The sequence below is a fragment of the Silanimonas algicola genome (assembly GCF_054777375.1).
In genome coordinates, this window is the sequence record NZ_BAAHAS010000003.1 from 203,554 (window position 1) to 218,211 (window position 14,658).

Annotated in this window: 11 protein-coding genes; 5 read left to right on the forward strand and 6 right to left on the reverse strand. The window is 72.2% G+C overall.

Annotated elements, in window-relative coordinates:
• Nucleotides 1-3: 3 nt before the first annotated feature.
• The 6 genes from ACYVAK_RS11135 to ACYVAK_RS11160 form a co-directional block, all read right to left on the reverse strand.
• Complete coding sequence (locus tag ACYVAK_RS11135) at nt 4-504, reverse strand: EF-hand domain-containing protein (protein ID WP_461060945.1); 501 nt, start codon at nt 502-504, stop codon at nt 4-6.
• A 98-nt stretch (nt 505-602) separates the two neighbouring features.
• Nucleotides 603-2,072, reverse strand: coding sequence for an efflux transporter outer membrane subunit (locus ACYVAK_RS11140; protein ID WP_461060947.1), 1,470 nt, complete (start codon nt 2,070-2,072; stop codon nt 603-605).
• Nucleotides 2,065-5,337, reverse strand: coding sequence for an efflux RND transporter permease subunit (locus tag ACYVAK_RS11145; protein ID WP_461060949.1), 3,273 nt, complete (start codon nt 5,335-5,337; stop codon nt 2,065-2,067). The genes ACYVAK_RS11140 and ACYVAK_RS11145 overlap by 8 nt, the downstream gene beginning before the upstream one ends.
• A 3-nt stretch (nt 5,338-5,340) precedes the next feature.
• The gene (locus tag ACYVAK_RS11150; protein WP_461060951.1) at nt 5,341-6,519 is read right to left on the reverse strand and encodes an efflux RND transporter periplasmic adaptor subunit; all 1,179 of its coding nucleotides are present in this window, start codon (nt 6,517-6,519) and stop codon (nt 5,341-5,343) included.
• Nucleotides 6,520-6,635: 116 nt separating this feature from the next.
• Nucleotides 6,636-7,232: a TetR/AcrR family transcriptional regulator gene (locus ACYVAK_RS11155; RefSeq protein WP_461060953.1), complete on the reverse strand. Its 597-nt coding sequence runs from the start codon at nt 7,230-7,232 to the stop codon at nt 6,636-6,638.
• A gap of 123 nt (nt 7,233-7,355) precedes the next feature.
• Nucleotides 7,356-8,870 carry an MASE1 domain-containing protein gene (locus ACYVAK_RS11160; protein WP_461060955.1) on the reverse strand — a complete coding sequence of 505 codons (1,515 nt, stop codon included), beginning with the start codon at nt 8,868-8,870 and terminating at the stop codon, nt 7,356-7,358.
• A 92-nt stretch (nt 8,871-8,962) separates the two neighbouring features.
• Between ACYVAK_RS11160 and ACYVAK_RS11165 the strand changes: the two genes are divergently transcribed.
• From ACYVAK_RS11165 to ACYVAK_RS11185, 5 genes are all read left to right on the forward strand, one after another.
• Entirely contained in the window at nt 8,963-9,481 is a 519-nt protein-coding gene (locus tag ACYVAK_RS11165; protein ID WP_461060957.1) for a c-type cytochrome, read from the forward strand.
• A gap of 67 nt (nt 9,482-9,548) precedes the next feature.
• Nucleotides 9,549-11,303 carry an ExeM/NucH family extracellular endonuclease gene (locus ACYVAK_RS11170; RefSeq protein ID WP_461060959.1) on the forward strand — a complete coding sequence of 585 codons (1,755 nt, stop codon included), beginning with the start codon at nt 9,549-9,551 and terminating at the stop codon, nt 11,301-11,303.
• Between the two features lie 25 nt (nt 11,304-11,328).
• Nucleotides 11,329-12,003: an alpha/beta hydrolase gene (locus ACYVAK_RS11175; protein ID WP_461060961.1), complete on the forward strand. Its 675-nt coding sequence runs from the start codon at nt 11,329-11,331 to the stop codon at nt 12,001-12,003.
• 7 nt (nt 12,004-12,010) lie between these two features.
• Nucleotides 12,011-13,102 (forward strand): cell division protein ZapE, encoded by a 1,092-nt coding sequence (zapE, locus tag ACYVAK_RS11180; RefSeq protein WP_461060964.1) that lies wholly within the window; start codon nt 12,011-12,013, stop codon nt 13,100-13,102.
• Entirely contained in the window at nt 13,099-14,640 is a 1,542-nt protein-coding gene (locus ACYVAK_RS11185; RefSeq protein WP_461060966.1) for a hypothetical protein, read from the forward strand. Before zapE ends, ACYVAK_RS11185 begins: the two co-directional genes overlap by 4 nt.
• The last annotated feature ends 18 nt before the right edge of the window (nt 14,641-14,658 follow it).

The following is a 14,658-nucleotide window of genomic DNA, read 5'->3' on the forward strand; positions in this document are numbered from 1 at the left end:
GCCTCAGGCGTGCGCGGCCCGCCGGGCGTCGCGCTGGGCCTTGAGATAACCGCGGATCTCCTCGCGGCCGATGCGGCCGTCGCGGTTGCCGTCGATCGCGCCGAATCGCTCGCTGAGCTTCGGTGCCGCTTCTCCGATCTCGGCGAGCGTCAGCGTGCCGTCGCTGTCGACGTCGAGCCAGCGAAAGCGGGCCTGCATGGCGCGGCTCTGGCTCTGGCGCGCCTCGCGACGCGACTGCGCCAGCTGCCGGGCCTCGCGCACCTCCTGCCGGCTCAGGCGGCCGTCACCGTCGCGGTCGATGCGCTCGAAGTGTTCGAGCAGCTTGGGATGGGCTTCCGCTTCCGAGCGGTCGATGGTGCCGTCGTTGTTGCGATCGAGCTGGGCCCAGCGTTCGCCGCCGCCGCCGCGACCGGCGCGCGGGCCGTCGGCTTGGGCGAACGTGGTACCGCCGGCAAGGGCGAGCAGGGCGACCAGCAGGGGGATGGTGGCGCGGGGGGTAGTCATGGCGGGCTCCGGGGCGTGTCGTTGGGGATGGCGGCGGGCCGCAGGGCACCGCCTGTCTCCAAGAACGTCGCCGGGGCGCAGCGGTTGACCGCCGCCGGCTACGGACTCGCCTCGGCGTCCGGCGCGTCCGGCGTGCCGGGCGCCGCGCCGTCGGCGCCATCGGCTTCGGCGAAGTCGCCCGCGACGGCCTTGTAGAGCGCGGCCAGCGCGGTCGCGCGGTTGGCTTGCGCCTGCACGGCGGCGTCCTCGAGCTCGATGCGGGTCTGCTCGGTCTGCAGCAGGGCCAGCGCGTCGTCGGCGCCGGCCTCGAAGCGCAGGCGGGACAGGCGCGACGCCTCCTGCGCGGCGGCGGCGGCGGCGGCGAGCTCGGTGGCGGCCTGGTGGCTCGCCCGGTAGCCGGCCAGCGCGTTTTCGGTTTCCTCCAGCGCGCGCAGCACCGTCTCGCGGTAGCGCGCCTCCGCGCCGTCGGCGCGGGCCTCGGCGGCGCGGACGTTCTGCCGCACGCGCCCCACGTCGAGGAAGCGCCAGCTCAGCGAGGGACCCCACTGCCAGCGCTCCGCGCCGCCCTGGCCGAGCGAGCCGGCCCGCTGGCCGGTCCAGCCGAAGCCGCCGTTGAGCACCAGGCGCGGGAAGAACTCGGCCATCTTCGTGCCGATGTCGTTGTAGCTCGCCGCCAGCTGGCGCTCGGCCGCGACGATATCGGGGCGTCGCTTCAGCCACTGCTCCGGCGTGCCCGTGGCCACGAGGTCGGGCAGGGCGGGGAACGCGCCGCTCGTACCGACCTGCGCGCGCAGGTCGGCCACCGGCTGCGCGGTCAGCACCGCGAGCCGTTGCTCCTGCGAGACGCGTTCGGCCTCGCGCTGCGGCAGCGCCGAGGCCAGCGAGTCGCGCTGGGCTTTCGCGCGCGCCGCGTCGACGGCATTCAGGCGCCCGGCGTCGGTGAGCAGGTCGATGATCCGCAGCACCTCGTCGGCGGCGGCCACGTTCTCCTTGGCCAGCGCTTCCCGGCGCTGCGCGCCCCGCAGCGCGAAATAGGCCTGCGCGGTCTCGGCCACCATGACCAGCTGCATGTCGCGCAGGCTGGCGGCATCGGCTTCGGCACGCTTGACGATGGCGCGGCTCGGGTTGCGCAGGAACCCGAACAGGTCGAGCTCCCAGCTCGCGTCGAAGCCGGCGCGGTACGTGTCGGTGGTCGGCTGGTCCGGCGGCAGGAAGGGATCCTGCGTGCTGGGCTTGCTGCGGTCGGCGCCGGCACCCGCGGTCACCGTCGGGAACAGGCTGAACACGCGCAGGCCGCTGAGCGCGCGGGTTTCCTCGAAGCGGGCGCGGGCCTGCGCGATCGAGGTGTTGGCGTCGAGCGTGCGCGCGATCAGGGCGTCCAGCGCCGGATCGCCAAAGGCTTGCCAGACGGCGGTGCCGGGCGTTCCGGCGGTCTGGTGGCTGCTCGCCTGGTCGAACTCGGCGGGCAACGGCACCTCGGGCCGCACGTAGGTGGGGCCGACGGTGCAGCCGGCCAGCACGGCGGTGGCGATGGCCAGCCCGAGGGCCGTGGTCAGGGCCTTAGCCATGGGAGGACTCCTCGAGCTGGGCGACGGCGCGGCGCGCCTTGCGGTTCTCCACCATGCGGCGGATCACCACGTAGAACACCGGGGTGAAGAACAGGCCGAAGAAGGTCACGCCGAGCATGCCGAAGAACACGGTCACGCCCATCACGTGGCGCACCTCGGCGCCCGCACCGCTGGCGAACACCAGCGGCAGCACGCCGGCGATGAAGGCGAAGCTGGTCATCAGGATCGGGCGCAGGCGCAGGCGGCAGGCCTCGATGGCGGCCTCGACGATGCCTCGGCCCTGCTTCTCGAGGTCGATGGCGAACTCGACGATCAGGATCGCGTTCTTGCAGGCGAGGCCCATCAGCACGACGAGGCCGATCTGGGTGAACACGTTCATGTCGATGATCGTGGGCGGGGCCGCCGTCATCGGATTGATCGCTCCGGTCACGATCTGCGCCACGAACCACAGGCCGTTGACCTGGTTCAGCACCCAGATGCCGGCCAGCGCCGACAGCAGGCACAGCGGCACGATCAGGATCACCGCCAGCGGCAGGGACCAGCTCTCGTACAGCGCCGCCAGCACGAGGTAGACCAGCAGCACGCAGAGCGGGAACACGAGGTACTGGGCGATGCCCTGGTTCACCTGCTGGTAGGTCAGGCCGGTGAACTCCAGCGCCATGCCGCGGGGCAGCACCTGCGAGGCGGTGTCGCGGGCGATCCGCACCGCGTCGGTGCTGCTGACCGCGGCCGGGTCGAAGGGGCTGGCGCTGACGTCCGCCGCGGGGAAGCCGTTGTAGCGCACCACCGGATCGGGACCGAAGCTCGGCACCAGCTCGACCACGCTGCCGAGCGGCACCATCTCGCCCTGCGCGTTGCGCACCTGCAGGCGCGCGACGTCGCTGGCCTCGTCGCGGAAGGGCGCGTCGGCCTGCGCGTAGACCGAGTAGGTGCGGCCGAACAGGTTGAAGTCGTTGACGTAGGCGCTGCCGAGGTAGACCTGCAGCGTGTCGTAGACGTCGGTCAGCGCGAGGCCGCCTTCCTTGACCTTGTCGCGGTCCACCACCGCATCGAGCTGCGGCACGTTGGCCTGGAAGGACGAGAACGCCGAGCCGGGGCCGAAGCCGGGCTGCTGGCTGATCGTGCCGGTCAGCGCCTGCGTGGCCGCGTTGAGCTCGCCGTAGCCGACGCGCTGGCGGTCCTGCACGTAGGCCTCGACGCCGGCGGCATTGCCGTAGCCGTTCACCGGCGGCGGCATGAAGGCGAAGGCCATGCCGTCCTGGATCGCGCCGAACTTGCCGGTCAGCTCGCCGGCGATGGCTGCCGCGGGCTTGGGCAGCTCGTCCGGCGGATCGAGGCCGATGAACATCACGCCGACGTTCGGGGTGCTGACGAAGTGGATGGCGTTCAGGCCGGGGAACTGCACGACGTCCTTGACGCCGGGCGTCGCCAGCGCGATCTCGCCCATGCGCTTCATCGCCGCCTCGGTGCGCTCCAGCGTGGCGCCTTCCGGCAGCTGCACGCCGGCGAACAGGTACTGCTTGTCCTGCGTCGGGATGAAGCCGCCCGGGATCTGCGTGAACCCGAGGACGGTGACGCCGACCAGGCCGGCGTACATCACCAGCAGGCGGGCCGAGCGCTGGATCGTGCCGCCGATGCGGCCCGCGTAGCGGTCCGAACTGCGCTTGAAGCGCGCGTTGAACCAGGCGAAGAAGCGGCCGAACACGCGGTCGATGCCGCGCGCCAGCGCGTCCTTCGGCGCGCCGTGCGGCTTCAGCAGAACGGCGGCCAGCGCCGGGCTCAGGGTCAGCGAGTTGAACGCCGAGATCAGCACCGAGACGGCGATGGTGACGGCGAACTGGCGGTAGAACTGGCCGGTCACGCCATCGATGAAGGCGATCGGCACGAACACCGCGGCCAGCACCAGCGAGATCGCGACGATCGGGCCGGACACTTCGCTCATCGCCTTGTGCGCGGCGTCGAGCGGCGTCAGGCCGTCCTCGATGTGGCGTTCGACGTTCTCCACCACGACGATGGCGTCGTCGACCACGATGCCGATGGCCAGCACGAGGCCGAACAGCGTCAGCACGTTGATCGAGTAGCCCAGCACCAGCAGCACCGCGAAGGTGCCGACGATCGAGACCGGCACGGCCAGCAGCGGGATGATCGAGGCCCGCCAGGTCTGCAGGAACACCACCACCACGATCACGACCAGCAGCACCGCCTCGAGCAGCGTCTTCACCACCGAGTCGACCGAGGCCCGGACGAAGACCGTCGGGTCGTAGGCGATCGCGTAGTCGACGCCCTCCGGGAAGGTCGTCTTCAGCTCGGCCATGCGCTCCCGGACGGCGTCGGAGAGCGCGATCGAGTTCGCGCCCGGGGCCTCGAAGATGACGATGGCCGCCGCCTCGTTGTTGTTGAGGTAGCTGTTCAGCGCATAGGTGTTGGACCCGAGCTCGATGCGGGCGACGTCGCGCAGCCGCGTCACCGCGCCGTCGGGCCCGGTCTTCAGCACGATCGCGCCGAACTGCTCGGGGGTCTCGAGGCGGCCGCGGGCGTTCACCAGCAGCTGCACCGAAGCGCCGGTCGGCTGCGGCGAGGCGCCGATCGCACCGGCCGAGACCTGCACGTTCTGCTCGCGGATGGCGCCGACGATGTCGAGCGCGGTCAGCCCGCGCGCCGCGGCCTGGTCGGGGTCGATCCAGACGCGCATCGCGTAGACGCCGGCGCCGAAGGCCTGCGCGTTGCCGACGCCGGGCAGCCGGGCGAGCTCGTCCTTGACGTTGAGGTTGGCGAAGTTCGACAGGTACAGGCCGTCATAACGCTGGTCGGGCGAGGTGAGGTGCACGACCATCGTGATGTTGGGCGACACCTTGGCGGTGGTGACCCCGAGGGCACGCACCGCGTCCGGCAGGCGCGGCAGGGCCTGCGCCACGCGGTTCTGCACCTGCACGGCGGCGAGGTCGACGTCGGTCCCGAGCGCGAAGGTGATCGACACCACGACGGTGCCGTCCGAGGACGCCGCCGACTTCATGTAGATCATGTTCTCGACGCCGTTGATCGCCTCCTCCAAGGGGGCGGCGACGGTGTCGGCGATCGTCTTCGGGTTGGCGCCCGGGTAGATCGCGGTGACCTGGATGGTTGGCGGCGCGACTTCCGGGTATTCGGTGATCGGCAGGTTGGGGATGGCGATCAGGCCGGCGACGAAGATGACGATGGAGAGGACCGCCGCGAGGATCGGGCGGTCGACGAAGATGCGGGAAAGATCCGTGTGTCCGGAGGCCATGGGTCAGCCCTCGGATCCGGTGCGGGTGTCGTCGGCCGTCGTCGGGCCGCCCGCCGCGTCGGCGGTGCCCGGCGCGGCCACCACGGTGTTCGGCGCGTCCATCGGCACCTCCACCGGCGCGATCGGCGCACCCGGGAAGAAGATCTTGCGCATGCCGTTCACGACGACCTTGTCGTCGGCGTCGAGGCCCTGCTCGACGACCACGAGGCCGTCGATGGTCGGGCCGAGCTCGACGTCCTTGCGCACCGCGCCGAGGTGCGGTTCGCCGCTGCCGCCCATCTCCGGCGGCAGGGTCACCATGTCGGCCACGTAGACGTAGCGGCGATCCTGGTCGGTGAGCACGGCCTGCGGATGCACGAGGAGCGCGTCGCGCTGGCCCGAACCGAGCAGCTGCACGCGGGCGAACAGGCCCGGGGTGAACACGCCATCCGGGTTCGGCAGTTCGGCGCGGGCGAAGATGGTGCCGGTGGCCGGATCGACGACGTTGTCGACGAAGACCATGCGGCCGGTGTGCGGGAATCCCTGCTCGTTGGCGAGGCCCACGCGCACCGGGTTGGCGGCGTTGCGCGAGCTCGGGCGGCTGCCGTCGCGGGCCATGTCCTGGTAGCGCAGGTAGGCGCGCTCGTCGCCCTGGAAGCTGACGTACACCGGGTCGAGCGAGACCACCGTGGTCAGCACCGGCTCGCCGGGCGCCACGAGGTTGCCGGTGCGCATCCGCGCCACGCCGACGCGGCCGGCGATCGGCGCGGTGACGCGGGTGAAGGAGAGGTTCAACTCGGCGGTTTCGAGCCGGGCCTGTGCGGCGAGCAGGTCGGCATCGGCCTGCTTGGCCTCGTTCTGGCGGCTCTCGAGTTCGCCGGCGCTGACGGCCTTGGCGGCGATCAGCGTCTCGCTGCGCTTGAGTTCGGTCGCCGCGAGGGCTCGGCGGGCTTCGGCGCGGGCCACGTCGGCGCGGGCGCTGGCGACGGCCGCGCGGTACTCGCGGTCGTCGATGGTGAAGAGCAGGTCGCCCTTGCGCACCATGCCGCCCTCGTCGAAGTGCACACCGGTGATGGTGCCTCCGACGCGCGGGCGGATCTCGGCGCTCTCGATGGCCTCGATGCGGCCGGTGAACTCGTCCCACTGCGCGACGGACTTCGCCACCACGGGCGCGACGTTCACTTCGGTGGGGGGCATCGGCATGCCGCCACCGCCGCCGCAGGCGGCGAGGGCGACGGCAGCGCGCCGGCAAGGGCGAGGCGACCCGCGTTGGCGCGGCGGGGAAGGACGAAGCCGGAAGGAGGAGTCGGGGCCATGGGTCAGGTTCCGGTAGAAGGGTTCGGGGATTCGGGCGGTGGCGGGGCGTCGGCGGCGAAGGCGCGCACCTTGGCCTCGATCAGGGCGGCAAGGCGGGGGCGAACCGCGACGGGAAGGGGGCTGACATTGAAGAGCTGGTTCCAGAACAGGCCATCGGCGGCGAGCAGCAGCAGGTAGCGCTCGAGGTCGGCGTCGTCCCAGCGCCATTCGGCGAACTCGGTCGCGTGGTGTTCGCGGACCGGATCGAGCAGCCCGGGGTCGACCATCGCGGCGCTGAGCATCCCGGTGACGAAGCGGCGATGCGCGTCGTCCTCGTCGGCGAGGCAGGTGCGCACGTGGCCGATCATGCGTGCGGCCTTGGCACAGGGCAGGTCGGCGCCGCCGAGCTGTTCCGCGGCAGCGTTCCAGTCGGCGATGTCGGCCTCGATCAGCGCCTTGAGCAGCTCTTCCTTGGTGCGGAAGTGGTAGGTGATGCCGCCGCGGGTGACGCCGGACTCCTCGGCCAGCGTTTCGAACGTGAGATGGCCGGCACCGCGGGTCTCGACGATCCGGCGGGCGGCGTCGAGGACTTTTTGGCGGGCTTTGGGTGGGCGGGTCATGGGGCGTGAACTTTACAGGACGTTTTGTACAGAAATGAGTCTGCGCTGTTGCCGGAATGGAACGCAGTTGGGACGGATTCGCAACGCCAGCCGGGTCCGTGAGGCGGCGTCCGGCCGGGCGGCTCAGGCCGGAGCGACGGTGATATCGGTGAACTGGACGCGGTGCCGGCTGCCCTCGGAACGCGGTTCGCCGCGATAGCGGCCGCCGGCAGCCAGGGTGCGGTCGCGGATGGCGTCGATCGTGAACCCCTGGGCCGACGGGTCCTGCGGGTGGTCGAGTTCGAGGTGCAGGTCGAGGTCCAGGCTGCCCGGTGCCTCGGTGACCACGACCTGCAGGCGGCACCGTCGCGCCCCGTGGCCGAGGCCGTACTCGAGGCCGGCTTGGGCGATCCGGTAGACCGCCACACGCCAGCGTTCCGGCAGGCGCTGCACGGGGCCATCCAGCTGCACGGTCCAGGCCGTGCCGTGGTCCTGCGCCCAGTCCCACAATGGCCCGTGGGCCAGCAGGCCATGGAGGTCGCCACGGGCCAGCGACGGCGGCTGCAGCCGCCGCAGCGCGCGTTCCAGCCCGTCCTGCACCTGCCAGGTGTGGCCGCGGAGGGATTCCAGCAGTCGCGTGTCGCGTTCGTCCTGGCTGCTGCGCCAGGCCATGGCCAGCAGGGTGCGCAGCTCCTGCAGCGGCGGGGCGACCTGCTCGTGGAGCGACTCCGCCACCTGGCGCTGTCCGTCGTCCTCCAACACCACGATCCGGTTCGCCAGTTCCCGCTGCTCCAGCAGGGCCAGGCGCAGGGCCGCGTGCTGGGATTCCAGCGCTTCGCGCTGGCCGCGGAGCTGGGTGGCGGCGGCGCCCAGCAGCAGGGCCGCTCCGCCGATGACGGCGGTCATCACCTGGAGGCGCAAAGGGTCGTCCCGTTCGCCGAACCCGAGGGACAGCAACACGCCAAGCACCGCCAGCGACCACGCGGCGCCGCGCCAGCCGTGCCGGAACGCGAGCACCACGGCCGGCAGGAACACGATCAGCAGGAGGTGCTCGTCGAGGCCCGGCCGCTGCCGGGCCAGGCTCATCACGCCCAAGGTCGTGACGAAGGCCAGCGCGGCCTCGAACGCCCAACGTCGCGAACGCCACAGGCCGACCGGATCGCGTTGGACGGCCAGCGCCGCCGGCACCACCACGATCAGTCCGAACAGGTCGCCGAAGCCGATCCGCAGCACGTGGTCGAGACCGCCGTCAGGCAGTGCCAGCACGGGCGCCACGCCGAAGGTGCACAGGGCGCTCGCGACCAGCAGCTGCGACATCCGCCGCGGCGTCTCCGGCCGCTCGGCGGCGCCGGTGCCGCGCAGGGCGCGCAGGACCGCGGCGTACACCAGAACCGGGGCCAGCGCCATCAGCCAGGCCGTGCCGGAGAGCAGCGGCCCGTCGTGCAGGACGTGTCGCGCGACCACCGCCGACCCGGCGTCCACGGCGATGAGCGCGGGCCAGTAGCGCAGGGGCAGGAGCCAGAAGAGCAGGAAGCGCAGGGCGACCGGCCAGAACGCCAGGGGCGTGGAGGCGGCGTCGAGCAGCATCCACGCCGGGGGATAGGCGAGCAGCACCGCGGCGGCCGCCCCTGGCCCGGGGCGGATCCCGTGCGCCGTCACATCGAGCCTCCAAGCCGCCGCGCTTCGCGTGGGGGCGGAGGGTCGATATACTTCGGCGTCCCATTGGCGGCCCCGCCCAACCAGGTATCCCCGTGCGCAATCACGATCTCGTCTTCCTGAAGCGCTTCTCGCTGATCATCGCCGGTCTTTTCGGCTTCATGGTCGTGCTGATCCTGCTCGGCCTGTACCTCAACGGCCGCAAGGCCCATGAGCCGAACCCCATCGCCGAGGCCCGCACGGTCGAGCGCATCCGTCCCCTGGGCGCAGTGTATGCGGGCGAGACCGGCGCCGCCGCCGCCGCCGCCGCCGCGAAGGCCGCCGCCGAAGCCGCAGCGGCGGGCGGTGCGCCCTACGGCGGCACGCTGGATGGCGCCGTCATCTACCAGAACCTCTGCTCGGCCTGCCATTCCAACGGCGCTGGCGGTGCCCCGGCCCCGACGGCCGAGGCTTGGGCGCCGCGCATCGCCCAGGGCCGCGACACGCTGCTCAAGCACGCGATTGAAGGCTTCCAGGGCGCGGCAGGCATCATGCCGGCGCGCGGCGGCAACGCCCGCCTCACTGACGAGCAGATGGCCGCGTCGGTCGACTACATGATCAACAAGTACCAGTAAGCTCGCGCCTGTCCCGTGTCGTTACGACGCCGCCTCCGGGCGGCGTCGTCGTTCTTGAGGAGTGCCCATGCCGTCCATCCGTTCCGCCCCGCTGGCCGTCGCCCTCGCATTGGCCCTGTTCGCCTCGGCGTGTGCCGACCGCCACGGGCCGATCGCCGCCGAAGGCATCGCCGCCGTGCAGGGCAGCGCCGACCGCAGCGCCTTCGAGGGCCAGCGGGCGCGCATCGAGGGTGTCGTCACCCTGCGGATGGCCGATGGTGCGTTCGTTCAGAGCCTGCAGCCCGACGCCGATCCGGCCACGGCGGAGGGCCTGTTCGTGATGCCGGCCCAGGGCGAGACGGCGCTCGAGGTCGGCCAGCACATCGTCGCCGAAGGCCTCGTCGCCGAGTCCGGCGACGGCGCGACGCTCACGACCCTCGCCGACGCGCGGATCGAGGTGCTCGGCACCGCGCCGCTCCCCGAGCCGCAGGCCCTCACGGCCGCGCCCGCCGGCTGGGAAGCCCTCGAAGGCATGCGTTTGCGGGTCGACGTCCCGCTGACGGTCACCGGCAACGATGCGCTGCTGCGCTTCGGCGAAGTCGACCTCGCCTTCGACGGGCGCCTGTACACCCCGACCGAGATCGCCGCGCCCGGCGAGGCGGCCCAGGCGACGCTGCGCGACAACCGCCGCCGCCTGCTGGTGCTGGACGACGCCAGCAGCGCCGAGAATCCCGGCGACATCGCGTGGCTGCCGGCGCCGCTTTCCGCCGACGCGCCGCTGCGCGCGGGCAGCACGCTCATCGGCGTGCAGGGGGTGCTCGACCAGCGCTGGGGCGGTTACCGCCTTCAGGCCGATGCCATCGTCGGCCAGGTTCGGCAGGCGCCGCGGCCGGCGCCGCCGGCGGTCGACGGCGGCCTCCGCATCGCGGGCATGAACCTGCTGAACCTGTTCAACGGCGATGGCCAGGGCGGAGGCTTCCCGACGGAACGCGGGGCCAAGGACTACGATGGCTACACGCGGCAGTTGGCGAAGCACGTGGCGGTGATCGCCGCGCTCGACCCCGCGATCATCGCGGCGCAGGAGCTGGAGAACGACGGCTTCGGCCCGGAGTCGGCGGTGCAGGAACTCGTCGACGCGCTGAACGCCGCGCAGCCCGGGGCCCGTTGGGTGGCGGTGGCGACCGACGGCCGCCCTGGCACCGACCAGATCACGGTCGGCCTGCTGTACCGCGCGGACCTCGTCGATGCCGTGGGCGCGCCGGCGATGGCGACCGAGGGCCCGTTCGAGCGCGGTAGCCGTCCGGTGCTGGCCCAGAGCTTCCGCGTGGGCGGCGGGCCGGTGTTCACCGTGGCCAGCGTGCATTTCAAGAGCAAGGGGGGCTGCGACAGCGCCGAGGGCGCCGACCGCGACCAGCGGGATGGCCAGGCCTGCTTCAACGCCAAGCGCGTCGAGAGCGCCGAGGCCATGCATGCCTGGCTGGCCACCGACCCGACCGGCAGCGGCAGCGACCGCGTGGCCGCGATCGGCGATTTCAACGCCTACGCCATGGAGGATCCGATCCGGGTGCTGCGCGAGCGCGGCTGGACCGATGCGCCCATGGCCACGGCGGACGGCACCATCCCGCACAGCTTCGTGTTCGACGGCCAGGCCGGGCGTCTCGACCACGCGATGCTCAGCCCCTCGATGGCCGCGATGCTGAAGGGTGCCGCCAAGTGGCCGGTGAACAGCGACGAGTCGACGGGCTTTGCCTACGACGGCGCGCTCGGTCGCGAGGCCGGTCCGTGGCGCAGCTCCGACCACGACCCGCTGCTGCTGGGTTTCGACGCGATGCCCGCGCGCTGAGGCGCGCGGCTAGACTTCGCCACGCATGAGCACCCTGCCCACCTTCCCGACGGTTTCGGGTCCGCTGCGCCTCGCGGGCCCGGCCGGCGTGATCGAGGCCGCCGTGGAGCTGCCGAAGGCCGAGGACGCGCGCCGCGGCGTCGCGGTGATCGGCCATCCGCATCCGCCCGATGGCGGCACGATGAACAACAAGGTCGTCACGACGATCGCGCGCGCGCTGGCCGAATCGGGCATCGCCTCGGTGCGCTTCAACTTCCGCGGCGTCGGGGCCTCCGAGGGTGCGTACGACCAGGGCCGCGGCGAAACGCTCGACTACCTCGCGGTGGCGCAGTGGCTGCAGGCGCAGCGCCCGAGCGACGCGCTTTGGCTGGCCGGTTTCTCGTTCGGCAGCTGGGTGGCTTTGCGCGCCGCGCGCCAGCTGCCGGTGCGGCAGATGGTCTGCATCGCCCCTCCCGTGGGTTTCCGCGACTTCACCGGCGTGCCGGCGCCGTCGTGCCCGTGGCTGGTGGTGCAGGGCGAGCAGGACGACGTGGTCGATCCCCAGCAGGTGTTCGACTGGGCCGCCGCGGCGGAAAACCCCCCGACGCTCGTTCGCATGGCCGATGCCGGCCACTTCTTCCACGGCCGCCTCGTCGACCTGCGCGGCGCCATCCGCAACGGTGTGCGCAAGAACCTGCCGCCGCTGCAGCACCAGGCCTGATCGCGCGATGCCGGGTCGGCCTTCGAAGCGCTATCTGGACGGCGTGGCCGAAGGCCGCTGGACGCAGGACGCCGGCCAGCTCGCGGCCCTGGTGGAGCTCGACCGCGTGGCGCTGGCCCTGCTCGAACGCCAGCGCGCGGGTTTCCTGAGGAAGCTTGGCTTCCGCCTCGCCGGCCACGCCGGCGTGCGCGGCCTCTACCTGTGGGGCGGCGTGGGTCGCGGCAAGACGCTGCTCTGCGACCTGCTGCTCGACGCCTGCGCCGAGTTGAACCCGACCCGCCTGCACTACCACCGCTTCATGCAGGACGTGCATGCGCGGATGAAGGCGCTCACCGACACCGCCGACACGCTGAGCGTGGTCGCCGCGCAGTACGCCGCGATGTCGCCGCTGCTGGTGCTCGACGAGTTCTTCGTCAACGACATCGCCGACGCGATGATCCTCTCGCGATTGCTCGAGCAGCTGTTCGACCGCGGCGTCACTCTCGTCACCACCTCGAACATCGCGCCGCCGGGCCTGTACGCCAACGGCCTGCAGCGCGCGCGCTTCCTGCCGGCCATCGCGCTGCTCGAGAAGGACTGCGTGGTCCACAGGCTGGGCAGCGATACCGACTTCCGCCTGCGCCAGCTCACCCACGCCGACACCTGGCACGTGCCCGTCGACGCGGCCGGCGAGGCGCAGCTTTCCGAGCATTTCCGCGTATTGAACGGCATCGGTGCGTGCCAGGTCGGCCCGCTCTCGGTGAACGGCCGCGATATCCCGGCGAAGGCGCTGGGCGAGGGCGTGGCGTGGTTCGATTTCGAAGCCCTGTGCGAAGGCCCGCGCTCGGCGGCGGACTACATCGAGATCGCGAGCGAGCACCACACGCTGCTGCTCAGCGGCGTGCCGACCTTCGGCGACGACAGCACCGACGCGCCGCGGCGCTTCATCCACCTCGTCGACGAGCTCTACGACCGCAACGTCAACCTCGTCGCCACGGCGGCCGCGCAGCCGCAGGGGCTCTACAAGGGCTTCAAGCTGCGTGTCGAGTTCGAGCGCACGGTCTCTCGGCTGGTCGAAATGCGCAGCGAGGAGTACCTCGCGCGGGCGCACCGGCCGTGAATCCCGCGCTCCGGACGCTGGCGGTCCTGCTGGTGGTGTCCGCGGCCTCGGTGGCCGTGCTGGTCCCGCTGTTGGCCGCCAACTTCCACTCCGACGACCTCGGGTGGTTGGCCTTCGCCCGGCAGGCGGGCACGCCTTGGCCCGCCTTCGTCGAGTCGCAGATCTTCGGCTACTTCTACCGTCCGAGCGCGTTCGTCTACTGGTGGCTCGCCGAGCGTATCGCCGGGCCGTCACCGACGATGCACTACGTCCTGTCGATCGGGCTGCATGCCGCCAGTGGCTGGGCCTTTTTCGAGTGGATGCGGCGATCGCACGTATCGGTGCCGGTGGCCCTGCTCGCCGCGCTCGCGGTCGTGGCCAGCCTGCCGGTGTCCGGTACGGCGCTCTGGTTGTCGAGTCGGAACGAAACGCTGGCGCTCGCCGCGGGCGTGGCTGCGCTCGCCCTGGCGCCGGGAGCCCGCGGGTGGCGCGCCGTCGGCGCCGGGCTCCTGCTGCTGGTGGCTTGCACCGCGAAGGAGACCGGGTTGCTGTTCGCCGCCGCCGTGGTCGCCCAGTCGATGGCCGGTGCATCCGGGAGGCCCGACTGGCGGTCGCCGGCGCTGTGGGCGGCGCTGCTTCCGGCGGCCATGGCCCTGTTCGCGCGCCAGTGGATCATCGTCCCGATCGGCCCGGAGGCCGACGGTGCGGTCAGCGTGGCGACGCTCGTGCGCGACGGCGTGCTGCCCTGGTGGCAGCACTGGCCCTCGGCGCTGGCGGGGTGGGGCCAGCCGGTGTCGGCCGTCGCGACGGCCGGCCTCTTCGCCCTGGGCGCCCTGGCGATGGCAGGCCTGACGGCGCGCCGCCACCCCGGGCATCGCGGCCTGGTCGCCGCGGCCCTCGTCCTCGTGATGCTTCCCGCCGGACTGCAGTCACCCATCACTGCGCTCGTCCTGCCGCAGGACGGTGCCGATGCCTTCCTCGTGAACCTGCGCTTCTTCGCCACCGCCACCGTCGGCCTCGTCGTCTTGGCGGCGCTGGGCCTCGATCGGCCGGACGCCGCGCCTTTCCGCCACGCCGCTTTCGCCACGGGCCTCGTGCTGGTGGCGGCGTCGGCGTTCTCGGCGCATCACCAGGCCTCGCGTTGGCAGGCGGAGACCGCCGCCATGGCCGCGCCGATGGCCGTCGCCGGGAGGCTGCCCGCGGGCTTGGCCGACCAGGCGGGCCCGGCCTGCGTGCTCGATGTGCAGGGCACCGGACTTGCGCCCGGTCTCGCGCCCTACCTCGATTCGGCCGTCCGTGCCCGCGCGCCCCGCGGCCACCCGCCGCGCTGCCTCGTGACGGCCGACGGCGTGCTGCCGTACTTCGCGTTCCTTCACGCCTCCGCCTGCCGACCCGACGCGGGCTGGGAGGCGCGCGGGCTCGCTCCCGCGGTGGTCGACGGCCGCCGTTTCGCGGAACGCTTCGGTCCCTTGTGCCAGATCGCGCTTCGCACGACGCCGACCGGGCTGCGTCCCAGCGCGCACTGGACGTTCGTGCCCGCGGACCCGCCGCGGCCCTGATTCAGGGCCGGGTGCCCG